Source organism: Methanosarcina subterranea, assembly GCF_055385895.1.
The window spans coordinates 3,384,202-3,409,654 of sequence record NZ_AP042426.1; the positions used below are offsets into that span (position 1 = coordinate 3,384,202).

At 40.6% G+C, this 25,453-nt stretch carries 24 protein-coding genes; 11 read left to right on the forward strand and 13 right to left on the reverse strand.

The annotated features are described in order from the left end of the window. Positions 1-41 precede the first annotated feature (41 nt). Positions 42-263, reverse strand: a complete 222-nt coding sequence (locus tag ACZ5A8_RS14665; protein WP_464529940.1) for a hypothetical protein — start codon at positions 261-263, stop codon at positions 42-44. Between the two features lie 19 nt (positions 264-282). After that, entirely contained in the window at positions 283-714 is a 432-nt protein-coding gene (locus tag ACZ5A8_RS14670) for a hypothetical protein (RefSeq protein ID WP_464529942.1), read from the reverse strand. Between the two features lie 749 nt (positions 715-1,463). Between ACZ5A8_RS14670 and ACZ5A8_RS14675 the strand changes: the two genes are divergently transcribed. Together ACZ5A8_RS14675 and ACZ5A8_RS14680 are read left to right on the forward strand one after the other, a co-directional pair. Next, entirely contained in the window at positions 1,464-1,658 is a 195-nt protein-coding gene (locus tag ACZ5A8_RS14675; RefSeq protein WP_464529943.1) for a hypothetical protein, read from the forward strand. Between the two features lie 118 nt (positions 1,659-1,776). Next, positions 1,777-2,304: a hypothetical protein gene (locus ACZ5A8_RS14680; protein WP_464529944.1), complete on the forward strand. Its 528-nt coding sequence runs from the start codon at positions 1,777-1,779 to the stop codon at positions 2,302-2,304. A gap of 752 nt (positions 2,305-3,056) precedes the next feature. On the opposite strand, the gene ACZ5A8_RS14685 is transcribed toward ACZ5A8_RS14680, so the two are convergent. Continuing rightward, positions 3,057-4,226 (reverse strand): DEAD/DEAH box helicase, encoded by a 1,170-nt coding sequence (locus ACZ5A8_RS14685; protein WP_464529945.1) that lies wholly within the window; start codon positions 4,224-4,226, stop codon positions 3,057-3,059. A gap of 277 nt (positions 4,227-4,503) precedes the next feature. On the opposite strand from ACZ5A8_RS14685, the gene ACZ5A8_RS14690 reads away from it, so the two are divergent. Beyond that, on the forward strand, positions 4,504-4,773 hold the full coding sequence (locus tag ACZ5A8_RS14690) for a hypothetical protein (protein ID WP_464529947.1): 270 nt from the start codon (positions 4,504-4,506) through the stop codon (positions 4,771-4,773). A gap of 103 nt (positions 4,774-4,876) precedes the next feature. Here ACZ5A8_RS14690 and ACZ5A8_RS14695 read toward each other — a convergent pair whose 3' ends face one another. Further along, positions 4,877-5,488 carry a GNAT family N-acetyltransferase gene (locus ACZ5A8_RS14695; protein ID WP_464529948.1) on the reverse strand — a complete coding sequence of 204 codons (612 nt, stop codon included), beginning with the start codon at positions 5,486-5,488 and terminating at the stop codon, positions 4,877-4,879. A gap of 873 nt (positions 5,489-6,361) precedes the next feature. On the opposite strand from ACZ5A8_RS14695, the gene ACZ5A8_RS14700 reads away from it, so the two are divergent. Next, a complete protein-coding gene (locus ACZ5A8_RS14700) occupies positions 6,362-6,880 on the forward strand; it encodes a carbon starvation CstA family protein (protein WP_464529949.1) in 519 nt (172 codons plus the stop codon). Between the two features lie 437 nt (positions 6,881-7,317). Here ACZ5A8_RS14700 and ACZ5A8_RS14705 read toward each other — a convergent pair whose 3' ends face one another. Beyond that, positions 7,318-8,274, reverse strand: a complete 957-nt coding sequence (locus ACZ5A8_RS14705) for a bile acid:sodium symporter family protein (RefSeq protein WP_464529951.1) — start codon at positions 8,272-8,274, stop codon at positions 7,318-7,320. A 563-nt stretch (positions 8,275-8,837) separates the two neighbouring features. Here ACZ5A8_RS14705 and ACZ5A8_RS14710 point away from each other — a divergent pair. After that, positions 8,838-9,539 carry a class I SAM-dependent methyltransferase gene (locus ACZ5A8_RS14710; protein ID WP_464529952.1) on the forward strand — a complete coding sequence of 234 codons (702 nt, stop codon included), beginning with the start codon at positions 8,838-8,840 and terminating at the stop codon, positions 9,537-9,539. Next, entirely contained in the window at positions 9,478-10,272 is a 795-nt protein-coding gene (locus ACZ5A8_RS14715; protein WP_464529954.1) for a DUF2119 family protein, read from the forward strand. Before ACZ5A8_RS14710 ends, ACZ5A8_RS14715 begins: the two co-directional genes overlap by 62 nt. A gap of 262 nt (positions 10,273-10,534) precedes the next feature. Here ACZ5A8_RS14715 and ACZ5A8_RS14720 read toward each other — a convergent pair whose 3' ends face one another. From ACZ5A8_RS14720 to aspS, 4 genes are all read right to left on the reverse strand, one after another. After that, on the reverse strand, positions 10,535-11,539 hold the full coding sequence (locus ACZ5A8_RS14720; protein WP_464529955.1) for a hypothetical protein: 1,005 nt from the start codon (positions 11,537-11,539) through the stop codon (positions 10,535-10,537). 635 nt (positions 11,540-12,174) lie between these two features. Then, the gene (thsA, locus tag ACZ5A8_RS14725) at positions 12,175-13,818 is read right to left on the reverse strand and encodes a thermosome subunit alpha (RefSeq protein ID WP_464529957.1); all 1,644 of its coding nucleotides are present in this window, start codon (positions 13,816-13,818) and stop codon (positions 12,175-12,177) included. Positions 13,819-14,323: 505 nt separating this feature from the next. After that, the gene (rpiA, locus tag ACZ5A8_RS14730) at positions 14,324-15,028 is read right to left on the reverse strand and encodes a ribose 5-phosphate isomerase A (RefSeq protein WP_464529958.1); all 705 of its coding nucleotides are present in this window, start codon (positions 15,026-15,028) and stop codon (positions 14,324-14,326) included. 92 nt (positions 15,029-15,120) lie between these two features. Continuing rightward, positions 15,121-16,455 carry an aspartate--tRNA(Asn) ligase gene (gene aspS / locus ACZ5A8_RS14735; protein ID WP_464529959.1) on the reverse strand — a complete coding sequence of 445 codons (1,335 nt, stop codon included), beginning with the start codon at positions 16,453-16,455 and terminating at the stop codon, positions 15,121-15,123. A gap of 511 nt (positions 16,456-16,966) precedes the next feature. Here aspS and ACZ5A8_RS14740 point away from each other — a divergent pair. The 4 genes from ACZ5A8_RS14740 to ACZ5A8_RS14755 all read left to right on the forward strand — a co-directional run bounded on the left by ACZ5A8_RS14740 (position 16,967) and on the right by ACZ5A8_RS14755 (position 19,575). Beyond that, entirely contained in the window at positions 16,967-17,377 is a 411-nt protein-coding gene (locus tag ACZ5A8_RS14740; RefSeq protein ID WP_464529961.1) for a cupredoxin domain-containing protein, read from the forward strand. Positions 17,378-17,564: 187 nt separating this feature from the next. Then, entirely contained in the window at positions 17,565-17,825 is a 261-nt protein-coding gene (locus tag ACZ5A8_RS14745; protein WP_464529962.1) for a hypothetical protein, read from the forward strand. A 761-nt stretch (positions 17,826-18,586) separates the two neighbouring features. Beyond that, the gene (locus ACZ5A8_RS14750) at positions 18,587-19,270 is read left to right on the forward strand and encodes a metallophosphoesterase family protein (RefSeq protein ID WP_464534151.1); all 684 of its coding nucleotides are present in this window, start codon (positions 18,587-18,589) and stop codon (positions 19,268-19,270) included. A gap of 74 nt (positions 19,271-19,344) precedes the next feature. After that, positions 19,345-19,575 carry a hypothetical protein gene (locus ACZ5A8_RS14755; protein ID WP_464529964.1) on the forward strand — a complete coding sequence of 77 codons (231 nt, stop codon included), beginning with the start codon at positions 19,345-19,347 and terminating at the stop codon, positions 19,573-19,575. Positions 19,576-19,718: 143 nt separating this feature from the next. Here ACZ5A8_RS14755 and ACZ5A8_RS14760 read toward each other — a convergent pair whose 3' ends face one another. Together ACZ5A8_RS14760 and ACZ5A8_RS14765 are read right to left on the reverse strand one after the other, a co-directional pair. Beyond that, positions 19,719-20,456, reverse strand: coding sequence for a phosphoribosyltransferase (locus ACZ5A8_RS14760; protein ID WP_464529965.1), 738 nt, complete (start codon positions 20,454-20,456; stop codon positions 19,719-19,721). A gap of 89 nt (positions 20,457-20,545) precedes the next feature. Next, positions 20,546-21,034 (reverse strand): hypothetical protein, encoded by a 489-nt coding sequence (locus ACZ5A8_RS14765; RefSeq protein ID WP_464529967.1) that lies wholly within the window; start codon positions 21,032-21,034, stop codon positions 20,546-20,548. Between the two features lie 1,497 nt (positions 21,035-22,531). On the opposite strand from ACZ5A8_RS14765, the gene ACZ5A8_RS14770 reads away from it, so the two are divergent. Continuing rightward, complete coding sequence (locus ACZ5A8_RS14770) at positions 22,532-23,428, forward strand: hypothetical protein (protein WP_464529969.1); 897 nt, start codon at positions 22,532-22,534, stop codon at positions 23,426-23,428. A gap of 156 nt (positions 23,429-23,584) precedes the next feature. Here ACZ5A8_RS14770 and ACZ5A8_RS14775 read toward each other — a convergent pair whose 3' ends face one another. Further along, positions 23,585-24,946: a DUF711 family protein gene (locus ACZ5A8_RS14775; protein WP_464529970.1), complete on the reverse strand. Its 1,362-nt coding sequence runs from the start codon at positions 24,944-24,946 to the stop codon at positions 23,585-23,587. A 26-nt stretch (positions 24,947-24,972) separates the two neighbouring features. Further along, a complete protein-coding gene (locus ACZ5A8_RS14780) occupies positions 24,973-25,251 on the reverse strand; it encodes an ACT domain-containing protein (protein WP_229390318.1) in 279 nt (92 codons plus the stop codon). Positions 25,252-25,453 lie beyond the last annotated feature (202 nt).

Genomic DNA, 25,453 nt, shown 5'->3' on the forward strand with positions numbered 1-25,453 from the left:
TCTTCCATCACAAAAAGGATGAGCTCGTGAACCTTTTTATTTTAGAATTCAAAATCATCTATATCTGTTATCATATGCCGGAGCATATCTTTTTTGGTTAACTTCGTATTATTGCGTTCTAAATCTTTACGTATTTCTAGCAAAAGGTTTGCGAGTAAAACTATCATTTCATTTGGTTTATTGATTTCACTTGTTTTGCGGTTTCCATTTTCTTGTTTGAATGTTTGTTGCATCAAATCAGTGCTTGATAGGTTAATATCCATATTTTTGAACTTCCTTTGCCTATCTTGACCCAACTGTTTGAAAAAGAGAAAAAAGTACCGCGCAAATAGTCAGTATAAATCCTCCAATTAAAAAATTAAGGAAATTAACTGGCCATATCTCATAAAGCAGGGTTCCACAATATCCAAGGTAAAAAGAATAGAGAGGAACCATAACCAAAACAATTATTAAAACAGAGAAACCAGCTTTTTCACGGAAAGAAGCATAACTACTTGAAATTCTCTGCAATAAATAAGGAATAGCAAATATATCAAGAAACGCAATAGTGAAACCGAATAAAAGATATGAAATTAGGTCAGTGGGTATAAAATCTGAAAATCCGAAATCGTCCTGAATTTTTAAGTCTCCTTTATTTTTACCAATTAGTTTGTAAGAACTAGTGTTATTAACTCTTTCGTTTTTGTTTATATTTTGAGAAGTTGTGGAGGGCATGAATGGAGATTATGAATCATTTATCGCAGCTTAATTCCCGTTTATCATATCTCTTAATCAAACAAGCGGAAACGCCTTTTTGGAAGTTTTGGTAATTTATGGAAAGCCAAAGACGAGCAATTTAGTGCTTAACTCAACTTTATGAGCGATTCAAAACAGATTCAACACTGTCTATCAAGTTTAGAATGCAAAAAGGATTTTGTCTGCAAATGCGGCGAGTACTCTGTATACCACTGATCTTTACAATCAATTATCACAAGTTTAGAGTGCAAAATGCAAATGCGGTTAGTACACCTGCATACGAGCCTTTTGTTTTCGTTATTGGGTGCTATATTTCAGTATTGCAGCATTGCAGTATTCCAGTATTTCAGTATTTCAGTATTCCAGTATTTCAGTATTCCAGTATTTTGAGCACTTTGTTTAGGAAAAGAAGGATTTTTATGCGGCTGATCTAAAGGCTTAAATGGAAGGACGTTCATGTGGAGTTTGGATAAAGAATTTTGAGTGTCCAGGTAAAACAAAAGTATTATACTAGAAGTGTAATTTAACATTTGGAAGTTCTAAAAAGGAGTGACTGATTCACAAATTAAAAACAATAGCTTAAAAGAAAAGAATCGCCAGAAACCCTGGTACGGTTTCCAACGACAAACCTAGATAATAAATTCAACTGTGTATGTACAATAGTACATACATACCGTATATATATTTATGCCATTTGAGCAAACATCAATGTGGCAGTCTAGTTTTGGATGATTTTTGAGGACTTAATTAGTTTAAACTGCGCAAAAAAAGGAGCAGACATGCTAGTTGAACTAATGATTATAGCGATAGCTATGCAAAACTTGGAATTAATGGACATCGACTTAATAACTGGGATAATAGCAAACCTTGTAGAAATTATAGCTAGGATAATAGAAATTTGCCTAGTGTTTAGAAAATTGTAAAGACCTTAATCCAAGGTCTTTAATTTTTTATTTTGGAATTACCGAGTAGAAGAAAATTCAGAAAATAATGTTGAAGTGTGGTGGAAATTTTGGCAATAATACCACCAATGAGGAAATTATGGATTTTGCTACAAAATTAATTATCATAAGTATCATAGTAACCGCTATTTTTGGTATTCCCGCTTATATTTCTGCATATTATACTAGAAAAGACCATAATAAAAAAAATCAAGATTTTGTTACTCATGAAAAACTTGTTTTAAACGAAAAAAGTAAAGTAAAAAAGGTTCTCTTAGAATTTTGTAATGATTGGAAATCATACTCAAATAGTAAAGAACTTTATTCAAATGAAGATCCAGAATATATTGCATTCATATGCATGAACCATCGACTTGAGTATCATTTAGATCAATTTAATCTTGTCTCAAATGAAATAAGCGATCTACCCAAATCTGTGTCTGATAAATTATTGGAGTTCGTGTCACGAATGCGTGTTATGGTAGGTCGATCTAATATTGTTGATGTTGCCGTATGGAGCAGGAAATATCCTTCTAGTCTTGTAAACCAACTTGATGAACTTTTGGCCGATATAAGGGAAATGTATGTAAATTTAGATGAAATTTGTAGTATCACTGAGTTGCGCTAAATTAGATAAAGATAATTTAGAGCCTTAAAGCCAAAGTCCGGCTTTCTGGCTTCATGATATAGTTTTTGAAGTCCAAAAATATCTCTAACCCAAAAAATGTTCCCACTACCTTTCGAGACCATTCAACAACCCCTGTTTTTAGGTTCACGGTCTTAACTATATTGGAAACTCCCCTGTTTTAGAGGAAGTCAGGTCAAAATCGATAACACTTTAAAATAGATTTAATAAATAAATTAGGGTAATATCTGAATTTTTTATTAATATAGTTATATCTCGGACTGAAAGTATTAATCAATCATTTTTTCAGTTACTTCCTGAGAGTACGAAATGCCCCGTAATGAATTAAATCGATTTTTTTATTACACCGGGAGCGCAGAAGGTCACGAATACCCCGTCCTTTACAGGCTGTCCGACAATTCAATTTCAGGATAAAAAGATAGTAAAAAAGGCATTTAGGGCTTTTAAATTGGAGAAGAAAGAGTTCAGTTATTACTGGAGGTAATTATCGGGCAGCCTATTCAGGTTGGGGTGGCCGTACGTAATTTGATTTTAGCATAAATTCCCACCCCGCAGTCAACGACCTCTGCCCATTGGTCCGAAGGCATCAGAAGGGTGCATTTTGACATCGTAGTGGCACGAACTGGCCGTCGTTCTTATTCTCGTGCCTGGGTTTTTGCAAGAGCAGTCCATTGCTCCTGCCGATGCCAATCGATCAATGGCCACTTATAATGCAATGCACAGATGAATGGTGTTTAATAGTTTTTGTGCCTGGGTTTATGACCTTTTCTGGAGGGGTTGTTCATCCTATTTACCGGCTTTGGCAACCTAATTTCCGGTCTTTCAATTACAATCTTCTTCAGAGCAGGTAGTGCCTGTTCCTTAATATCTACATCATTGTCTTTTAGCACACTCATGAAATTAGCATGGTCATTTTTGGAAAGGATATTTATCGCTTTTCCTTCTGTTCCTGCTCGTGCAGTTCTTCCGATCCTGTGAATATACTGTTTACTCTCCCTGGGAATATCATAATTGTAAACATGGGAAACACCCTGTATATCAAGTCCTCTTCCGGCTACATCTGTGCATACAAGGACACCTATGTTCCCGGAATGGAATTTTTCCATTATGCGAGTTCGTTCGTTCTGTGTCAATCCGCCATGAATTGCCACGGCATTGATACTTGATTTTCTAAGGTTTTTTGCGACTTTGTCAGTGTTTCTTTTTGTGTTGCAGAAAACCATCCCGAGGTTTGACTTCTCATTTTGTAGAAGGTACACGAGCAGAGATAATTTCATTTCATCCTGTACTTTATAAACGACCTGATTCAATTTTTGCGGGTCGATATAAGACTCTGCTGATACTCGAACCGGGTTTTCCATGTACTTGCGGGAAAGCCGGACAATATCTTTTGTAATGGTCGCAGAGAACAAAAGGGTCTGCCTGTTTTGAGGACATTCCTTGATAATTTTCTCTACATCCACTTTGAATCCCATATCAAACATCTGGTCTGCCTCATCAAGGACAAGGGTTTTCACATTACTGAATTTGATGGTATTTCTGCTGATATGATCGAGTAGCCTACCGGGTGTTCCCACAACAACCTCGGCATTTTTTAATTCTTTAATTTGTGGATTGATCCCTACACCGCCATAGATAGTTGCGATATTTAACGGGTCGTATTTTGAGAATTTCCTGAAAGAATTTGCCACCTGCTCCGCCAGTTCTCTTGTAGGGGTCAGGATCAAAGCCTGAATTCCTTTTCCTTTTTCGGAATTTTGTAATATGCCGGAAGCAAATGCGAGTGTTTTTCCGGAACCTGTTGCGGCTCCGGCTATAACATCTTCCCCAGCAAGTATTAGGGGAATTGATTTTTCCTGTACTGCTGTAGGGCTTTCAAAGCCATGATCATTTATTGATTTCAAAACAGCATTACTGAGACCTAGTTTTTTAAAATTATTCATAGTTATACTTTCCGTGATTTGTCTGAAAAAGCAATTAAGTAGCTTGTTCATATTTGTATACTTAAGATATATTAAAAACAATTAAGAGCTATAAGCACAACTTTAGAAAAGTTAAGATTAATTTACTGCTTAAAAGTTAATAATTGCTTATAACGGTGAACTCTCCCTTTATACTTTTGCCTATTTTGATGATGTGATTTACTCAGCATTCATTGTTCTTCCAAAGGTTCGACCCCGAATGGGTAGACCCGGAGGCATGACTTACGAAGGATATCAGGCTGCAATGGATAAGATGTGGCCCACAATGGAAGAGCCGGACGGGGAAGGCATAGACCTGCACACAGACGACCACAAGCGGCGGTTTATAGCGACCAGCAAGGGTGTAATCTTCAGTCAAGCGCCCCCCTTAACCGAAGAAGACAGGTTAGAAGCAGACTGGCTTTGGGACAGCATAGCTATGCCAGGAACCAGCCTGGGTACCGTGACCCCTAAGAAGAAGACGCACTAAAAAATTATAAGATAGACGACACAAAATTTAAGTGCGAGGGTGAGATTCTGAATTCCTTATCCTTCAATCAAACTGCGACATGTAAGGCAAAGTCCTCTTTTATTTATAGCTTTAATTGAGTGTCCGTAACATGCTTCTCTTTGTAAGGAAATTGCTTTTCAAAATCCTCCAGTTCCTCATTTTCTATTTTAAAAACCTCGTCCTCATTAAATTTTCCTGAAATGCCCCTCAGGCTACCATCGTAGAGTTCCAATGCCATAAATGCATCAAAATCATCACCCCAGGATGTCTGGATATTATATTCTTTAGCATTGACGAAACCAAAACGATGATAATAGTCGGGATTTCCGAAAATGATAATACCCTTATATCCCAACTGCCTTGCTTTTTCGATAGAATGATTCATTAATAAAGAACCAATCCCCTGTTTTTGATATGATGGCAATACTGCAAATGGACCCATACATAAAACTTCGAATTCTTTATTTTCCTTATTCAGGACCTTAGCTCTTGAATAGATAATATTGCCGACGATTGTATCCTTATCACATGCAATAAAATCCAATTCTTTTACAAATGCAGGTACTTTTCTTATTTTATGCACTACAAGATGTTCATCACATCCTGGTTTGTATAAATCCCAGAATGCTTCTCTTGTCATGTATTCTACACTTTGGAAATCCTTTTCTTCTTCTAATCTGATAGAAATGTTCATTGTCGTTCTCTCCTCCTATCTTTTGAATGACTCTTAAATCAAAATATTTAAGACATGGTAACTTCTATCTAAAATATAGAAAGTCGTAAATATTTTTTATATAATCTTTTTGCTAATGTATCATTCCTCAAAATGCTTTTTTTTGTACAATTATACGTACGTGTAAATATAAATTTGTAAATAGTTGAGTTTATTTAGATTAATCATTTAGATAAATTTTTCAAACAACTTCATAAAATCAAATATTGAATTGTTTAAGTGAAAGCGTACAAAAAATTCGAGCTCCTTATTACCCTATTCCTTAGTACGGGAGATTAGATTCGAACCCATGAATTCCTTTGAATCAATTTAAAAATCCAATCTCTTCAATGAAATTGCAGCATTTCAGAAGCAAATCCCTCTGGGTATAGTATCCTGCAACTCACTCAGAGCCTCTAATTGTAAAGGGAAAACGGCAAATAATAAAAAGCCTAATTATAAATTTACATAATCAGTTTCCTGCTTTCTCTAGCCGTTCTTGTGCCAGGTTATTTTTCTTATAGTGTGGTTGTTGAAGTGTATTTGGAGCTGATTCCTCACGGAGAACACCTGCATACACCCGGGAAGATGGGGTTGGTTTTGTCCCCCTGAGTTAGCCCAGTATATTCCTCATCAAGTTTCCCAATATTGCTGGCTTGGGCCCTATATATGACGCTATTTCGGGAGCTTTATACGGTCCCGCTGCTTTCCAGTGGATCGTCCTGGGCAGTATTTTTGCAGGCGGAGTGCAGGATTATTTTTAAGATATGTTAAGTATCCGCCATGAGGGAAAGAGCATTTCAGAGATAGATCACAAGAAGTATCTACCCCTTATTCGGAGCTGCCCTGTTGATAATGGCAGTAAGCATCGGCTCCATGCTTCTCATCAAAGGATACGAGATACCTGAAATAACCTTCAGGAGTATTCATCCTGAAAGCCTTCATTTTTGTGGCCTATGCTTTATAACCATCACCTGTGGAGCTGTTAGCGGGTTCCACTCGACCCAGTCTCCGATAATGGCCCGATGTCTTATTAATGAAAAATATGGAAGGCGTATTTTCTACGGAGCCATGATAGCAAAGGAAACTATCGCCCTTATCCGGGCTGCTGCAATGTCTTTCTGTCCGGAAGGAGTAGGCGGTCTGAATAAAACAATCACTGGGAGGTGCTGCCCTGGTGGTAAAGAATGTATCATTGGGTTCGCTGGGACCTGCAGGAGGAATTCTCGCTATCCTGGGAGTTATTGCCTGATCCATCACATCCGGAGATACAGCATTCAGGAGTGCACATCTACCATAGCTGATGCTATGAGTCTGGACCAGAGACCTTTAAAAGTACCGCCGCCGCTTGTGGCTTGTTTGCCACCTTTTTAAGGAGAAGATCTCTATCATTATCTTTACCCAATGAGTGAATAATGAAGAAAGATTTAGAGATGAATAGTTTGAATAAGAAATAAAAGGGTTGGATCCAAAAAAAGAGCGCGAGGAGAAGAAAATAAATCTTTAACCGATGACCAGTGAATGAGAATGTAATCTGCAAGAAATAAAAAGGAAATGTGAAGTCGGAGAAGTGAGGTCGGAGAAGTGAAGTCGGAGAAGCAAAGTCGGAGAAGCGAAATAGGAGAAATGAAATAAAAGAAGTAAGTAGGGGAAATGAAATAAGAAAAGTAAGTAGGAGAAATGGAATAGGAAAAGTGAGGTGGGAAAAGATTTCAGGAAAACTATGTCAGATCCTGGAATCTTTTCCTTGATATCCAACCCTTGTTCGTTCTTACTTTTTGCAAAACCCGTTGAGGTTTTACCCCAATTTCTTAATGCATGTGCCCATTTTTTATGGGTCTCTCACTTTTATCGTTATCAGGCACTGTTTTTTTTGACCAGTGCCCTGCAAGGAAAGCTCCGGACAGGTTGTGCCAGATGCTGAAGATTGCACCCGGAAGCGCTGCCGCAGCAGTGAAATGTTTTATCGCAAGAGCAACACTGAGGCCTGAGTTCTGCATTCCGACCTCGATTGCCAGGGTCCTTGCTTCTTTTTCGCTAAGCCTGAATGCTTTTGCGACTCCATAGCCGCCTGCAAGCCCAAACCCGTTGTGCAGGATTACTGCAAGCAGGACCAGGGGGCCGCTTTGTTCAAGGTTTTCGCTGTTCGTCCCTATGATTATGGCAACTATTATCACTATAGCAGCGGCTGAAATTGCCGGAAAGATGTCCCTGACTGTTTTTATTCTTTTTTCAAAGAAGTAGTTTATTAAAAGCCCGAGAACTACAGGCACAATTACGATATTTACAACACTTACAAGCATACCTGTAACGTCAACGTCCACTGTTTGCCCTATAAACAGCCAGGTAAGGAACGGAGTTACGATAAAGGCAATCATCGTGGAAACAGATGTGAGTACTATAGAGAGTGCAACATCCCCTTTTGCAAGGTAGCAGATCACATTCGAAGCCGTGCCACCAGGGCAGCAGCCAAGCAGGATTACACCCGCCGTAAGGTCTGCAGGAAGATTTAAAGCCAGGCAAACTATCCACGCAGCCAGAGGCATAAGGGTGTACTGCATCAGAGTGCCCAGAAAGACCACAAAAGGCCTTTTCAGGACTGCAAGGAAACTGTCCACTGAAAGTGTAACTCCCATTCCGAGCATGATCAGGCTTAAAAATGGTACAATGAGATTACTGTGTGGGGCAAAATATTCCGGATATACGTATGCCACTGCAGATAGGAGTACCGCCCATAGGGGAAATAATTTTGTGAATTTTTGAAACATTTTCTGTACACCATCTCTTCAGATAGACACCTGAGTCATTAAATAAACTGAGATTGTTATTTAAATATATACCTATTTATTCTCGATAAATAATAAAGCTGTAATTAATTTAGAAATAGTAGCAACGATACATAATATCTATTATACCGGAGTTTACATTTTGTAGTATAAAGCCGCATAAGGCAACATGAAAAAGTAGAATTTTTGCATATTGTACGAACTCTGGTTCTCTTGAAGCGGGATTCCCTCCCAATAACTTTTTGAAATTTGTGGTTTTACAGAAAAATCGACACACTACCAATATCAAATGAATGTTTGTTCTAATGATATTTTTGGCAGGCCTGGAAAATGGAAGCTTTATTTAATTCAACTGCTATCGGTTAAATTTTATCCCATTATTAGCTTTTATCCAGTCATTAGTTTTCATCTTGTTATTAGTTTTTATCCTGTTATTAGTTTTCATCCTGTTATTAACTTTCATCCGATTAAATGCTCAGGGTACTCAGAATTTCTCGGACGTCACTTGCTACTTATATATACAGGCTCTGCCGATACAATCCCCCATGAGACTGGATTCATACCTTGTAGAGATGGGACATTTTAAGTCCAGGGGACGAGCCAAGACTGCCATTGGTGATGGAAATGTTAAAGTCAACGGCACTGTAGTAACAAAAGTCTCCAGAGACGTCTCAATTGATGATATAATAGAAGTTGTCGAGGGCCTGGACCAGCCACAGGGCTACTTCAAACTCAGGCTTGTTCAGGAGGAAAGCGGGATTCTTAAACAGGGGGACACAGTTCTTGACCTGGGATCGAGTGCAGGCGGTTTTCTCCTTTTTGCGTCTGAGATTGCAGGCAATGTAAAAGGCATAGAATTCAGCCGGGATTTCAGGAGCGAGCTTGGTAAAATCGCATATGAGCGGGAAAATGTTGAGGTAATATTCGGGGATGTATTTACCATACCTCTTAAAGATCTCTCTGAGAAGCCCGTGGACGTTATTCTCTCAGACATGACCCTTGAGCCGGAAGACTCGATTAAAGCCCTTGCCAGAATGCTTCCTCTCCTGAAAGAAGGGGGAAGGCTGCTCCAGGTAATAAAAACTCCAAAAAAGAAAAACCCGAAGCCGATTCTGAGCAGGATTGAGAACCTGGGGCTTGAGATCCTGCAGGTCATCAGTTCCGAAAAGCAGGAGATTTACGTAGTTGCAAAAAAACCTCTGCCTGAAGAAAGAGAATCAAAAGGAATTCAAACGGATGAAAGCTGAGGAAAAATCTGGTTCCTCTTCGGATAAGTACAGTTGTAAGGATATATGCAGTAAGAATACATGCGCTAAGGATATGTGCACTAAGGATACATGCACTAAGGATACATGCACCAGGGATACCTGCACCAGGGATACCTGCGTTAAAGAAACCGGACTGAGGGTCTATGGGCATGGAAAACCTGTTCGCCTCTTTGTTGCAGGGTTGCACGGAGATGAGTGGAGAGACACAACGGAAATCCTGATGAAAATCGAGCCTCCTGAAAAAGGCACCCTTGCATTGATCCCTCTCGTCAGGAAAGGAGAATATACTTCAACTCTTGATCCTGCTTACTATCCGGTAATGGGAATAAGTATACTCGAAGCCATTGAAAGCCTGAACCCTGAAGTTTATATTGAGCTCCATTCTTATTCCAGAGAAAATCTTGAAAAACTTGCAGGGAGGGACAGGCTGGAAAGGATCGGAGTGCCTGCCTACAGCATCCTGAAAGCAGGAGTATTACTGGGTTCGGTTTCTCCCTGGATCCGGAGGAAGTATTTTCCAAAAGAAGCCCTTTGCCTTTCTTTTGAGATCCAGAAAGGAAATCCCGGGTCAAGAGAGTTTGCTGCCAGCATGCTTGAAGTCCTTAAAGAAACCGGATCAAGGGATGAATTCGTTGAATACCTGAAAAAAGAATTTCCTGAACAGGCAAGAAAAGCTATAGAGGATTACCGGCATTTTTACGGGGAAATCTGAGAGATTGTCTTCTGATAATTTGAGAGATTGTCTTCTGATAATTTGAGAGATTGTCTTCTGATAATTTGAGAGATTGCCTTCTGATAATTTGAGAGATTGTCTTCTGAGATGTATAGCAGGAAAGGGCACTTTACTCCTCAGAAGGTAGCACTGAAAGATTTTCAAAAGGAAAATATTGAAAGATGCCGAGAAGAAAATATTAAATGCAACAAAATATTAAATGCGGCATATAGTGAAATTGTACTTCTGGAAAACCAGGTTTTTATCCGTACCGCAGTAAAGCGTTCAGTTCCGAGTCTGTTTTAAGGAATGCCTTCTCTTTTTCTTGAAGTGTGCGTTGAGCGATTTCAATCCCGCTTTTCATAACGATCTGTTCGGAGTAACTTGCATTGTTATATAGCGCTATCAGTTCGTTATAGTACAACCTCTCTTTCTCATAATCAAGGGCCTTTATTTTCCAGTCCCGGTATAGAGAAATGAAACTCCTGTAGTTTTTCGGATTACTGAAGGTCAGTCCCTGGTAGTACTTTTCATTTTCATCGCTATATACAATGTAACCAGCAGTACATTCTATAGCTAGCCATGAACCCGGAGAAACTTCAGCCAGGACCCATGCATGATTGAAGCCGTCAATAGTGCTCGAGTTCGACACATTCATATTACTGTAAGTACGGCTAGGGACTTCAATCTCACCAAGATTCCCGGAGTCAGGGCTTTTATGGACAGTTTTCGCATTTGCGATCCTGTTACCGCCTGCGGATTCAAAATTTCCTACTGAGATTCTTGCGTTAATTCCTTTTGCCTTTAACATATTCCAGATATCCTGGGCCATGTTATCGCAGTCATAGACATCATCTTTTGAATATGTATGGCTACTGGAGTATTCTGTCGCTATTTGCTCGCACAACCGGATATTCTTATCAGTCTGTATCCGACCCTGAGGTATCGGGCTGTTTACAGCAGGAGACTCATTAGAGCCAAGGGCAAAAGTTGAGTACGCAGTCAATAAGGTTCCTAAAACACAAATTAAAACCACAATCCAGATACTTTTAAAAATGCATCTGTAGGTGGGTATTTTGCGGTTATTAAAAGAGAAAAATACTGATTTTGTAAAATGAATTTCCCGGGAAGTAGAAGTTTCGGACTCAAACTCCTTTACCTCATGCTCGGAACTTTCTATATCGGGTTTGTTTTTAATTCTCTTTCCGCAACCTGAACAAAAAAAATCTTCCTGATCTACTATTAATCCGCAGTTATTGCAGTACACTTTCCACTACCTCATCAGGGAATTATCTTCATCGGGAATTATCTATAATTTTAAGAAGCTTAAGATCTCAGGACCTGTTAAATGAAAAATTAAGTTTATTAACCACAGTTCAAACTTTTTTTTCATTAAGTCCGTTCAGAAACAATTTATTCGGACAAGTTGTAGGTTTACTTAGTCAGGATTCAGTCCACTGAAGCTCGGTTGATCAATCCAATTGATTTACCCACCATTTCCCTCAGACCAGACACATGCAGCCTGAAAAGTATCACGTAAATTAGTTTCTATTTAGCCAAAGGCTGGACCTAAATCTCTCAAGAATATTCATTCGAATATAAAAATAACTTACATATATAATTGAGTCAGTTTAATAATAGTTTAATAGTAAAAATTAGTGGAATAATAAAATAAAAAATAAAAAAATAAATGTGAAAGATAAAGAATAATTATGAAACGGAAAAAATGAGTATGAGAGATAAAAAATAAAACAGATGGTCTAAAGATATAAAAAGAGAAAAAGAAAAGCCTGAAATATAGCACTTCTTCCAAAAAAGGGAGCTGCAGAAAAACATCTGCAGCCTTTTCTGTAATAAATAAATTACTTCCTCTTCAATTGTCAAACTGAAAAGATTCGGGTTTTATCTGCGCATGTTAAGTGCAGGTGCTGACATACCGTCGTAGGTACTTGCCATATGCTCGGGTCTGACGTCCTGCATTGAAGAACTCTGAGCACGAAGCATGCTGTCCACACGGAGCACCATTGCTGCAGCTTCGGAACCTGCTTTGATGGAGTTGACCTTTACCCTGAGAGGGTCAACAACGCCTTTTTCAAGCATATCTTCAGCAGCACCTGTATGGATGTTTAAACCGGCATTCTTGTTTTCTGTATGCTTTGCACGGAGGTTCAGGATGGTATTGATGGTATCCAGACCTGCGTTTCTTGCAATTGTCCTGGGAATTTCCTCAAGAGCTTCAGCAAAAGCTGTGATTGCCATCTGTTCACGCCCGCCTATACCGGAAGCATAAGAACGGAGTGAGAGTGCAACTTCCATTTCCGAAGCCCCGCCTCCGGCAACAACCTTTCCATCTTCAACCACACATTTCACAACTCTGAGGGCGTCATCAATTGCACGTTCCAGGTTGTCTACAACATGCTCGGTTCCGCCGCGGAGAACAATTGATACTGATTTTGCACCCTTGCAGTCCCTGAGGTAGGTTTTACCCTGATCGTCGTCCCTGTCCTGCTCAAGGAGCCCTGCGTGCCCGAGTTCTTTTTCAGTAAGTTCCTTGATATTTCTTACAGGTCTGCCCCCTGTAGCGTCAGCAAGGTGCTGCATATCATCATTCTTCACCCTGCGGGTTGCGTAGATTCCCCTGCTCTGGAGGTAGGCTGCAATCTTGTCGTCCATGCCTTTGGAGCAGAAGACAGCGTTTGCGCCTGCCCTGATAATATAATCTGCCATCTCAAAGAGGGATGCATCCTCCTGCTTTACGAAATTCTCGATATCACTTACATTGCTGATCTGGAGCTTTGACTTGTTTGCAGTCTTTCCGGTCTCCATAGGAGCATCAATGAGTGCGATATTGGGATTTACAATTTTGAGAGGGAAATTTTTATCGAGTGCAACCTTATCGAGTACGACTCCTTCCACAAATTCCGTCTTCTCAACAAGCCCACCGATATCTTTTGTAAGGATAACGTTTTTAAGGTCAGCTTTTCCTTCCTCTTGAATGGAAAGAACCGCATTCACGCAAAGTTCTGCAATCAAACGATTGTATTTTTCAGAAGCCTTGCCAGTGATAGAGGTCCGGGCAGTTTTTATAAGCAGTTCTCTGTCGTCCTCACCTACAGTAACTGCCAGGTTCTCAAAAGCCTCAATAGCTTTATCTGCTGCAAGCCTGTATCCTTTGACAACAACTGACGGGTGGACTCCTCTTTCAATAAGGCCTTCTGCTTTTTCCAGCAGAGCGCCTGTGAACACAACAGCGCTTGTAGTTCCGTCACCTGCAGAGCTTTCCAGAGACTGGGCAACCTCCACAATCATTTTGGCTGTCGGATGCTCAATGGACATATCGTGTAAGATAGTAGCACCGTCATTTGTGATGGTGATATCCCCCAGAGGGTTAACAAGCATCTTGTCCATTCCCCGGGGTCCGAGCGTACTCTTAACTATATTTGCCACTGCTTTTGCAGCTGCAATATTCATGCTCAGTACATCTTTTCCCTTTGTTTGTTCTTTTCTCGGATCTATTATGTAGATTGGCTGGCCACCTTTATCCATCTGAACAAAACCTCCTGAAAATACATAGTATGAATTGAAGAATAAATAGTTGATAATTTGAAGTTGTTTTCCGGCTTACGATTGCTTTTTCTAAGGTCTCGAACCTGAGAACTATATTTTACGCAATTTGTCTGACTTGCAGATAGTAATTGATCAAGAAATTACTGATAATACTTCTATAAAAATATACCGGTAAGACCTGCGGATTTACAAAAAGAACGCTGTTTCCGCATCCTGTTATCCTGCAGCTCCTGTTATCCTGTAAAGACGAAAAGGGAGAACCCTTTTCTGCTTGCTACAGGGATCTGAAGGAAAAATGTTTACAGGAAGCGCTTCTGCCGTTAACTTTTATCACTTAAAAGAATATCTTAATAGTTTCATTCTTTTATGTGAAATATCCGGCTTTTGTGCTCTTTTTCGGTGAATTTGTTTGTGATCCTGTTTAATTCGTTTGTGATCCTGTTTAATTCGTTTGTGATCCTGTTTAATTCGTTTTCTATCCTGTTTACTTTTGCCTGGTTATAACCTTCACAGACCCGTCTTTTTCTCCGATATAAAGCTCATCAACATTACAAAAAACCCCGTGCTCAACCACTCCCGGGATTGCAGACAATTGAAGAGCAAGAGCTTCAGGGTCTTTTATGACACCAAATTCTGCATCAAGGATAAAGTTCCCGTTATCCGTGATTACAGGCCCGTCTTTTTTTACAGCAGACCTGAGACTTGTCTTTCCACCCAGTTCCCGGATTTTCTTTACGACAAGTTCTTTTGCAAAGGGCAGGACTTCCACGGGCACGATTTTATCAAGCTGTGTGCCTGTTTTCGACTCGTCAGCCACAACCACAAACCGTTTTGCTGAAACAGAAACTATCTTTTCCCTCGTATGAGCCGCTCCTCCTCCTTTAATGGCACGGAGTTCGGAGTCTATCTGGTCAGCTCCGTCAATTGCAAGGTCCAGTTCGGGGTGCTGGGAAAGGGTTGTCAGCCTGATTCCGGCATCTATAGCGAGCATCTCGGATTGGTAAGAGGTAACAACCCCCAGGATATCGAGCCCTTCTTCCCGAACCCGGCGTCCAAGTTCCTTTATGGTGTATGCAACTGTTGAACCTGTGCCGAGCCCGACAACCATCCCGGAGCTGACAAGCCCTGCTGCAGCAATTCCTGCTGCCCGTTTTTCTGGAGAATCAGTAGAAGTATTTCTTTCCGTCATTTTATGTTCCGCCTTTCAGCTTTAAAAAAGTTAATAAATATTTCTCAAAAACAGGAAGTCCTTTCAAGTTTAAAAGAAAAAATAAGAGGGTTTCAGGGAGAAAGTCTTCTCCTGTCCCTCGGGAAGAGTACGGTATCCCTGATATTGTCAGTCCCGAGCATGGTCATGACAAAACGCTCACAACCCAGTCCCCATCCGGCATGCGGGGGCATTCCGTATTCGAAGGCTTTAAGGTAGAACTCAAAGCCGTCAGGGTTTAAGCCCTGGGACTCGATCCGGCTCTTAAGCAGGTCAGGAATGTGAATACGCTGGGCTCCGGAAGAGAGCTCCATTGTACGGTGCATCATATCAAAGGACTTGCTGAATTCAGGCCTGTCCTCATAAGGCATGGCATAGAAAGGTTTGATTTCCGTAGGCCAGTCGATAACAAAATAGTGGGACTCACCTGTAGTTTCGTAGACATAATCTCCGACTGTGTGTTCTCCAAGAGTGCCCAGGTCATCTCCCCAGTGCATTTTCTCTTCCGAGCGGCTGTTTATGATCTCTATTACCTCATCATAGGTAAGCTTCAGGAAAGGAGTCTTCGGGACCTTCAACTCAACCCCGAGTGCTTCAAGGGAGCCTTTGCAGTTCTCAATTACACGGGCGTAGACGTAAGCGACCAGGTTTTCCAGGATCTCCATTACATCAAAGTGGTCGGCAAAGCTGACTTCGACATCAATAGAAGTGGCTTCGTTTAAGTGCCTGCGGGTATCGTGCTCTTCTGCCCTGAAAATAGGGCCAATTTCAAAAACCCTGTCAAACCCGCCGCTCATGAGGATCTGTTTAAAGAGCTGGGGACTCTGGTTGAGAAAGGCTTCCCTGTCAAAATAGGTGATCGGGAAAAGAGCAGTCCCACCTTCGGTTGCGGTAGCGACTACTTTTGGGGTTGCTGTTTCAATAAAGTTGTGTTTTACAAAATATTCCCTGATAGCCTGGAGAGATTCATGCCTGATTTTGAAAACCGCAGTTGTCTCGGCTCTTCTCAGATCAATAAAGCGGGAGTCAAGTCTTGTGTCCAGTTCGGCTTCCACCTTTCCTGTAGTGTCCATGGGAAGAGGGGAAGCTGCGACGTTCAGGACATTGATTTCTTCAGGGAGCAGTTCATAACCATTCGGAGCTTTCTCTTCAAACTTGACGGAGCCAGTTACGGAAATTACGGACTCGCGAACGAGCCTTCTTGCTGCATCAAAGAGCTCTTTGTCAATCTTTTTCTTTACAAGTGTGACCTGAGCCTTTCCTTCCCTGTCCCTTAGAACAACGAAACAGATTCCTCCGAGGTCTCTGACCTCGTGGACCCAGCCTGCGAGGGTTATTTTCTGACCGTTATCAACTTTTTCGGGCTTGACATCGGTTGTATAATGTGTTCTGAGATTTGCTAAAGACATAAATTCACCTTAATTAGGGGATAAATTAAACGTAAATATAAGAATGAAGCTGAAACGTAGGTGAATAGTCATAACTCATTATTAATGTATTTGTTGCAGCACCCGAGTTTCGCTTCCCGAGTTTCGCGTCGGGAGCACGAGGTCCGTTTCACTCGCTTCGCTCGCTCAAGCAGACTATTTATAAAAATCACAGCTTTTACCTCACGAATTGCGCCTCGCCCGAATTGCGCCTAGGGAGTACGCGTCCTTTTCGCTATGCTCAAGAGGACTAATTTATGGATCTAGCATTGCTTCTGCTTTAACTAAAAAGAGTTATTGAAGTTTCGATCTGGTTTTGAAGCTATGACCTGTGATCCAAAGGTTATCTTTTGTGTTTGAGAGGGCTGATTTGTAAACAATGAGATCTTGGTTTCCATGTGGGTTTAAAAGAAATAAAAATCAGATAGAGAGTTAAATAAAGGGTAAAAATGAAATACAAGTGTAAAAACTGAAGTTTAGAGGAGAAAATAACGTGAAAAAGGAAATAATAATTTTTCTGATAATTTTGGGTGTGCTTTTTGCTGCTGGTTGTGCTGAAAATGGGAATTCGGATGAGCCTTCGCCTTCCACACCTGCTGAGGAAGTAGATAACGGAGAAGCTGCAGGAACCGAAGAGACCGTTACAGGAGCGGAATCTGAGATTATTGATATTGAGATCCGGGACTACAAATATATACCCCAGAATCTCACCGTTAAGGTAGGACAGACGGTCAAGTGGACTAATAATGATACTGTTCTTCATGACGTTGTGGGTTCGGGTATCGAATCCGAATACCTTCAAAAAGGGGAGACATTTACATATACTTTTGAAGAGGTAGGGACTTACCAGTATATCTGTACACTCCACCCCTGGATGGAAGGAGAGGTAATTGCAGAGGTCTGAATAACGAAGTAGCTCTTAAAATAGGCTCAGTAAAATCAATTTAAGGTACATCCAGAAACATCCTCGTGAAGTTTCACTTTTCTACTTTTTAAGCTTGTTTGACGGCTCTAAGAGGCTTATATATGGATAGAATGTAAAGCTTTTATAGGGCTGTAAATAACCCTAAAATAAAGGAGTGGGACTGACAATGGGTGAAACAGATATTAGTGAAATCGATCCAGCGTGTAGAAGTGCACCAACTAAGACGATGAAAGATGGTGGAGTAACAAAAATACTTCATAATATTGATTCCTTTGTAGCAACCGGGATAGTACCAAAGGACTGGAAACCAGATCTCATTTTTGGAGACGAAATCGTCTGGAAAGGATGGCTTTATACCCTCCAGTACGAGGAAAAGAAAAATGGTGAGATAACTAAACATTATGTTTGTCTGTATCCTAATGATTAAGGCTCTTTAGAGCCTCTAAAAAATCTGGTGTAAGGGAAACGAATATACCAAAAATACAGTCAAATCCAGGAATATTCCGAGTTGAGTTATATTTTTTTACTTTTTTGAAAACAGTTTGATATTTCTTTATCTAACTCATCCTTTTGATATAGAGTCATGTATTGTGAAAATTCTTTCTACATGAAGACAATGTTCCACCTTTAAGGTGAACTTGATGAATAAGTCCTCAATTTTCGGCACTCTGGAAACAAGGTTTTGATATGTCGGATAGGGTGCGCTGGAGAGTAATATGGATATGAACCTTTGTAGACATTTTACTTACAGACTTTTTTATAAGCTCAGAGCCTGAAAAAAAAGAATTAAATTTGACTTTATTCGAAATCCAGAGATATTTTTTTGAAAAAATTTCTTTCCCAAGCCCTTATAGACGCGCGCCCGGGAACTACACAAAAAACAGGACTGAATATGCACAAAAATCTTATTCTATGTATTTTTTAATGATATTCTACACGAATAAAAATTAAATAAATACTTATAAAGTTCAAAAAGAATTGAGGTTAAACTCCAGCTTTTATAACTAATTATAATTAGATTTACAAAAATATGTATTTTTCTTGGATACCTATATATAATGGAACTGGAATTCAATGATCTGAACATAAATATTATTATAAAATTTCAGAGAAAAGAGGGAGTAAAAAATTATACAGATCGTACATCTTTCAGATATTCATTTTTCAGAAGCATACTTTGTCCCGGAAATCGCAGAATCCATGCTGCAGAGCATAAATCAGCTGGATCCGGATATAGTAGTAATTACCGGTGACCTGACAGAAAATGGTTTTTCAGCCGAATATGATGGAGTAAAGAAGTTTATTGACAGGATCGAGTGTAAAGACAGAGTCCTTGTCCCTGGAAACCACGACTCCAAAAATGCCGGGTACCTGCACTTTGAAGACCTTTTCGAAAACAGGTTCTCAACCAAGAATCTCGGAGGCGTAACTGTTGTAGGGGCTGATTCCTCACAGCCTGATCTTGATGAAGGGCATCTCGGAAGGGAAAACTACGGCTGGATCAAAGAAGCCTTCTCCGGGGAGAATTTCAAGGTATTTGCCCTGCACCACCACCTTGTCCCGGTCCCTCTTGCGGGCAGAGAAAACACCGTCCTTGTCGATGCAGGCGATGTCCTTGATCTCCTGAACCGCTGCAAGGTAAACCTCGTACTTTGCGGGCACTGCCATATTCCTCATGTCTGGAACCTGAACAATATGCTCGTTGTAAATGCAGGCACCTTCTGTTCCTCCAAGACCAGAGGTAAAACCACGCAGTGTTTTAACCTGATTCAGGCTGAAAACGAAAATTCAGATAAAAATAACTGGAAGGTCCGGATTTCCAGGGTTTTCCCGCAGGGGAACTTGGAGCTGATTACAGAAACCGTAATGTAAGGGAGCATCAGATCTCCTGGTTTTCCTTTACTGGTTTTCCTCTTTTTTATTTTTGATTATTAAGAAAGGGGACGTTGTCATCATTCCTTTTCCTTTCAGACTTTACCGCCTCAAAAAAGAGGCAGGCGGTCGTGATCGCAGATCTGAAAGGAGAAGACCTAATCCTCTGCCAGATTACAAGTGCTGTAAGAAATGACGAGTATGCCGTTCTTCTTACGAATCCTGACTTCGAAGAAGGCAGCTTCCCTACCGAAAAGAGTTCGATTCACACAAATAAGGTCTTTACTGCTGACCTTTACTGCTGACCTTTACTGCTGACATATCCCTTATTCTATAGAGGAGTGACTATCTTAAGCCACAGAAAATCCGGGAAGCCGAGGAAAACTTACCGAGATATTTACAAAATAATTGCTTTGCAGGGAAAGCTACAGGTCAATTATTTTGCTACTTACTCCTTCTTGATCTGCCACCCTACCAGTTTATCCGTTTTAATTTTCTCAATCTCATTTCTCTCAGCCAGGTCCTGCAGAATTTCAAGAATCTCTTTTTCCCTGATCTCGAGATCGTACCTGTCCTTAAACTCAGCTATAATCTGAGAAGTATCAAGGACATTATGCCCAAGAATTTTTTCAGTAAAGCCTGCCAGATCTTCATACCGAGCCCAGGGGTAAATAATCCAGCGCCATCTGACAACCTTCTGACCATAAAAATCCGGAACGAAAGAAGAACAGGTCTTGTGCTGGAGGACTGCGGTTCTTATCTCTGCAGGTCTCAGGCTCCGTACATAATCCACAGCAAGCTGCAGGGTATCTCCAGTATCGGTTATGTCGTCTGCAATCAACACCTTTTTCCCGCTTATGTCCCCGGAAACAGGAAATTTGATTCTGGCTCCCGCCTGCATGTCCGCCCCCCACATATAGTGTTCAATTTTCATTGAGGTAAGCTCTTTAAAAAGCAAAAAGTCCGAAACCAGCCTCCCTGGAACATAGCCTCCCCTTCCTATAGCAATGATCAGGTCGGGCTGGTAGCCTGAAGCTTTAATTTTCCGGGCAAGAAGCCTGGAAAGGCGAGAAACCTCTCCAAAGCTTATGAGCTCGCACCTGAAAGATCCCTTTTCTGCCGGAGAGCACCCTTGCTGTCGGGCTTCTTTTCTATTTACTGTGTTCAGATAAACCGCCTTCTTCATGCATGTCTTTCAGGCTCCTCTTCCGGATATGAACCAGAGGGAAGCTACTGTACTTGCAAACGATCTCCAAATGAGCAAATAGTGCACCCTCAATACTGATATGAGGTACGTATTTCAATCACCTCTTCCCTTGAAATTACTTCAGTACCATCTACCACGGCATAGACTCTGAAATAGAGGTTACCTGCAGCAGGTGCTACTATACTACCTTCGAACTCCTGAGGACTTATTCCATTCTGTGAAAGACTTCTTGAAGGATATGCATCAATGTTCGGACCTGCATGTGTAGAACTGCTTAGGACACGGGTGTCACTGATATTACCCGGAGACCCGCCTGATACCCTCCATCGGATATTAAAAGCATCTCCACCCCGAACGCTTTCCGGCGCCTCAGTAATTTCAATAGATATTTCTTCAGCTTCTGTACCTGAAGGTGACTCCGCAACTTCAGGTGACTCTGCAATTTCAGGCGTTTCATTATCTGTGAGCGGCTCGACCTGCCCGTTTTCGGTGCAGCCTGCTGCAAACACCAGTGATATGCAAAAAAGTATAGAGAAAAAATGAATCATACCTCTCATTAAACAACCCCCTTACAATAACTTGATAACCATACTTGATAACCCTGTATGCCTGGATTTTAACTGTAGCTCCCTGCTCTAGATTTATCTTACCAGTATCAGTTGAAAAAAGGCAAGAAGTAAGAGAAAGAATATTCGAAAAACACTTGCCGATTTTGATGCCCCATTTTGATACCCAATTATAATTTTACTGGAAAATATATAAGGTTGTTTTTGTAAAGAATAAAGAATATCTTCACATTTATTAATTCTAAACGGCCTTTACACTAACTTATTCAAGATCCTGAAACTTTAAATATCAAAATAAGCATCCAGGATTAAAATAAAAACATAAGTCGTTGAAAAAACAGAAATCGTTTCCTAAAGCGGTAAAAAACGGCATTTTTATATACCTGCGTCTCACTACTAATTTTACCCACAAAACGGATTTTTATTGATAGTTTTTAAAAGGAGGATAATAATAATGGACTTCAAAGCAATCCTTGCAATACTTGTATTCTTCACCCTCTACTTTATCTATCATTTCTCATCCGGCGCTATAGCCTGAGAAATACTGTCGAAAAAGGAGTATAAAGCTTATGGATTTTAAAGCGATTCTTGCGATACTAGTCTTTGCTGTACTTTACTATATATATCATTATTCAAACGGAGCCATAGCTTGAAAAAGAGAAAAGCAATACCGGAATTCCATAAAAAAGCAATTCTTAAAAAGCAATTCTTAAAAAGCAATTCTTAAAATTTGAATAATGATAAAGACAGTTGAGATTATGTAGAAAACTTATTAAATTAGGATAAGGGTTTCTGCAGATCAAGAGTTATGTTGATTCAAGGATATTTCTACCCCGACTTAAAAAATATTTTAATCTTGTTCTAAAATTCGTGTTATATGAAAATTCTCCAGTCAACCTTTGAATTTATCTTTTAGTATCTACTGAGCTACATACACTTTTTACTTCAATATATTTCCTGCCGAAACAATAGTTGGAATTTACAATTCTAAAATTTATTTGGTACTTCTATTTTATTCAATTGTACTTTAATTTCTACTTTACTTGACCATGCTTGATATCAAGTTTATTTTGTGAAGTTTCTTTTATTTGACTCTATATTTTAGTTATAATTTTATAGATATTATATACCGATTTTGTAAATATTATAATATCATCTGAAAACTTATCTTATTACCTGAAAATATTTGAACCAGGGACACAATAAATATAAGATAAATCTGGGAAAGAAATAGGGATTAGGAGGATTGACAATAATAAGGGACTTTTTAAAGAAAATCGATTTTAAAGCTGCTCTTGCAATTCTTGTTTTTCTGATTCTTTACTACATATACCATTTCTCTGGAGGAGCCATAGATTAAAAACAAATGAAACAAAAAATCATAAAGAGACAATCTACTAAAGCAGCAAAGGACATCTTAGAAGTTACAATAAAAAGTAACAGGAGCATTTCATAACAGGCATAATTGATGAAAAGGAGCCTCAAGCTATGCTATCAAGAGAAAAAGATCAAGTAACGCACCAGGGGCTGGCTTCCGTTGAGGAAGAGTTTGACGAAGGAGTTGGGCAGGCTCTTGCTTCCCTGACAGAAATAGGCACAGTTTACCTCAGTGAAAAAAAAGAAGTGGAGGCTCAGAGTACGGTAGCTTCCATAAAAGAAATAGGAAAGGCTGCTGCCCTTCAGGGAATGGAGAATGCAGCAGTCAATGCTATCAGGTCTCTCGAAAGGATGCTCCAGTACTCAATGGAACAGAATATGGAGGGCACGACTGTCAGGGTTCTGCTTTCTTTTGGAACCATAGGGAAGACAGCTGCCGAGCAGCAGCTGGAAACTGTAGCCAAACTTGCTGCGTCAGTTCTTGGGAGAAGCGGAAATACGGCAGCTTTTCTGAACAGGGAAAGAGAAACAATTGCAGTAGCAATCGGGCTTGGAGAGATTGGAAAAGCGGTTGCAAGGATGAAATTCTCCGATGCCTCTGAAAATACCGCAATATGCGTTTCCTGCCTTGGGGATACCGGAAAACTGGCAGCTCAGAAAAGCCTTGAAGAGGCTGCAGTAGGAGTAGAGATAATGCTCGAAGAGATAGCTGCAGCAGCCATGCAAGAAAACCTTCAAAGTGAAGTAAGAAATATTACATCTTCTATTGAGGAGGTCGGGAAAAGCGCTGAACAGGAAGATATGGAAAGCGCAGTTTTTCAGGCGACTTCTGCCCTCCAGACGATCATGAGTAATGCAGGAAACAGATACCTGCACGAGACCTCGATTGCGGCAAAGATCGCCCTTGAATCCTTCAATGAACTTGATATAATAAACGACGAAACCAGAATAAGAAAAATAGAAGAAATAAGGAAAATGATGAGAGCTTTGTGGGCAGATTCGAAGTAAATCGAAGTAAAAAAGGCGAGAAAGATAATGAAAGTGAAAAATGGTAAAAAAACAGTCCAGAAAAAGCAATCCAAAAAATATCGGAAAAAAGAATTCCGGAAAACAATTCCGGAAAAGCCTCAGAAAAGCCTCGGAAGAAAAGCCCAGGAAATATCCTTAATTTGTCAGCGACTGGATAGGAGCTGGAATTCTTCCTCCCCGCTTTATAAAGGTCTCTGAACTGAAATTACTTACTGGCATAACAGGTGCGCTTCCGAGCAGCCCGCCGAATTCCACTGTATCTCCAACCCTTTTTCCTGGTGCGGGAATGATCCTGACTGCAGTTGTCTTTTTATTTATTACTCCTATTGCCATCTCGTCTGCAATTATTGCAGAAAGGGTAGTAGCAGGAGTATCTCCCGGGACTGCTATCATATCAAGGCCGACGGAACAGACGCTTGTCATGGCTTCGAGTTTTTCGAGAGAGAGAGCCCCGACTTTAACTGCTTCGATCATGCCTGCGTCCTCACTTACCGGAATGAAAGCCCCGCTGAGACCCCCTACGGAAGAAGAAGCCATTGCTCCGCCTTTTTTTACCGCATCGTTAAGAAGCGCGAGGGCTGCAGTCGTTCCGTGGGCTCCACAGCGTTCAAGTCCCATAGCTTCCAGAATAGCGGCAACACTGTCCCCGATTGCCGGAGTTGGGGCAAGAGAAAGGTCAAGAATCCCGAATTCCACACCAAGCCTTCTCGAAACTTCCCTTCCCACCATCTCCCCCATGCGTGTGATTTTAAAGGCTGTCTTTTTGATCGTCTCGGAAATTTCAGTGAGGTTAGGATTTTCAAGCTCGCAAACAGCTGCATTAACCACGCCAGGCCCGCTTACACCCACGTGGATAACACACTCGGGCTCACCTATCCCGTGAAAAGCTCCTGCCATAAAAGGGTTGTCTTCAGGGGCATTTGCAAAAACAACGAGTTTGGCACAGCCTATCCCGTCCCTGTCAGAAGTCAGTTCCGCAGTCTTTTTGATCTCTTCTCCCATCAGGCGGACTGCATCCATGTTAATGCCTGCTTTTGTAGTTGCAACGTTTACGGACGAGCAGACTTTCTCGGTAGTCGCAAGGGCTTCAGGAATGGAATTTATCAGTTTGAGGTCTCCTCTGGTTTGTCCTTTATGGACAAGGGCGCTGAACCCTCCTATAAAATCGACGCCTGCTTCCTTAGCAGCTTCATCCATTGTCTTTGCAACGGAAACGAAGTCCTGAGACTTGCAGCTTTCGGCTACTATGGCTATGGGAGTAACGGAAATCCGCCGGTTGATAATGGGAATCCCGTAAAGGCTCTGGATTTCATTTGTCGTCCTGACAAGCTCCTTTGCCCTGGAAGTTATTTTTTCGTAGATATTTTCGTTGAAGACCTCAATATCCGGGTGGCTGCAATCTCTGAGGCTGATCCCCATGGTGACGGTCCTGATATCAAGGTGTTCCATCCTGACCATCTGGATTGTTTCCAAGATTTCTTTCGGGTTTATAAGCATGAAAAATCCTCCTGCTTCCTTGCAGATCATATCCTGTGCATGAAACGGAAAGCATCTTCATGCTGCACCTTGATCTCAACTCCAAGGCTCTTTCCTTCGGCATCCATAGCCTGCTGAAAAGCCGAAAGGTTAAAGTTTTCCTTTGGGGCTTCTGCGAGCATGATCATTGTAAAGATGCCCTGCATGATAGTCTGGGTGATATCAACAATATTTACGTTGTAACTGGCCATCACCGTGGTGACCCTCGCAACAATCCCTACCCTGTCGCTGCCAATAACTGTGATAATGAAACGACTTGATGTCATGAAATATCTCCTGTTGATCCTGTTTTTTTTGCAGGTTAATACATGAAAACTGTAGACAAGAAAATTTTGTTCAGATTGAAGACCTGATAGATAATAAAGTAAACTGCTTAAAGTAAACTGCTCCAGTCCCGAAGTGAACACTTCTAACCCTCAAGTAGACGCGCGGACCCCATTAAAACTAAAGATATTGGAGGGGTTATAA

Coding starts and splice junctions, on each gene's coding strand:
- ACZ5A8_RS14665 (WP_464529940.1), bottom strand. CDS start 263: ATGGATATTAACCTATCAAGCACTGATTTGATGCAACAAACATTCAAA.
- ACZ5A8_RS14670 (WP_464529942.1), bottom strand. CDS start 714: ATGCCCTCCACAACTTCTCAAAATATAAACAAAAACGAAAGAGTTAAT.
- ACZ5A8_RS14675 (WP_464529943.1), top strand. CDS start 1,464: ATGATTTTTGAGGACTTAATTAGTTTAAACTGCGCAAAAAAAGGAGCA.
- ACZ5A8_RS14680 (WP_464529944.1), top strand. CDS start 1,777: ATGGATTTTGCTACAAAATTAATTATCATAAGTATCATAGTAACCGCT.
- ACZ5A8_RS14690 (WP_464529947.1), top strand. CDS start 4,504: ATGGGTAGACCCGGAGGCATGACTTACGAAGGATATCAGGCTGCAATG.
- ACZ5A8_RS14695 (WP_464529948.1), bottom strand. CDS start 5,488: ATGAACATTTCTATCAGATTAGAAGAAGAAAAGGATTTCCAAAGTGTA.
- ACZ5A8_RS14700 (WP_464529949.1), top strand. CDS start 6,362: ATGGCAGTAAGCATCGGCTCCATGCTTCTCATCAAAGGATACGAGATA.
- ACZ5A8_RS14705 (WP_464529951.1), bottom strand. CDS start 8,274: ATGTTTCAAAAATTCACAAAATTATTTCCCCTATGGGCGGTACTCCTA.
- ACZ5A8_RS14710 (WP_464529952.1), top strand. CDS start 8,838: ATGAGACTGGATTCATACCTTGTAGAGATGGGACATTTTAAGTCCAGG.
- thsA (WP_464529957.1), bottom strand. CDS start 13,818: ATGGATAAAGGTGGCCAGCCAATCTACATAATAGATCCGAGAAAAGAA.
- rpiA (WP_464529958.1), bottom strand. CDS start 15,028: ATGACGGAAAGAAATACTTCTACTGATTCTCCAGAAAAACGGGCAGCA.
- aspS (WP_464529959.1), bottom strand. CDS start 16,455: ATGTCTTTAGCAAATCTCAGAACACATTATACAACCGATGTCAAGCCC.
- ACZ5A8_RS14745 (WP_464529962.1), top strand. CDS start 17,565: ATGGGTGAAACAGATATTAGTGAAATCGATCCAGCGTGTAGAAGTGCA.
- ACZ5A8_RS14760 (WP_464529965.1), bottom strand. CDS start 20,456: ATGAAGAAGGCGGTTTATCTGAACACAGTAAATAGAAAAGAAGCCCGA.
- ACZ5A8_RS14765 (WP_464529967.1), bottom strand. CDS start 21,034: ATGAGAGGTATGATTCATTTTTTCTCTATACTTTTTTGCATATCACTG.
- ACZ5A8_RS14770 (WP_464529969.1), top strand. CDS start 22,532: ATGCTATCAAGAGAAAAAGATCAAGTAACGCACCAGGGGCTGGCTTCC.
- ACZ5A8_RS14775 (WP_464529970.1), bottom strand. CDS start 24,946: ATGCTTATAAACCCGAAAGAAATCTTGGAAACAATCCAGATGGTCAGG.
- ACZ5A8_RS14780 (WP_229390318.1), bottom strand. CDS start 25,251: ATGACATCAAGTCGTTTCATTATCACAGTTATTGGCAGCGACAGGGTA.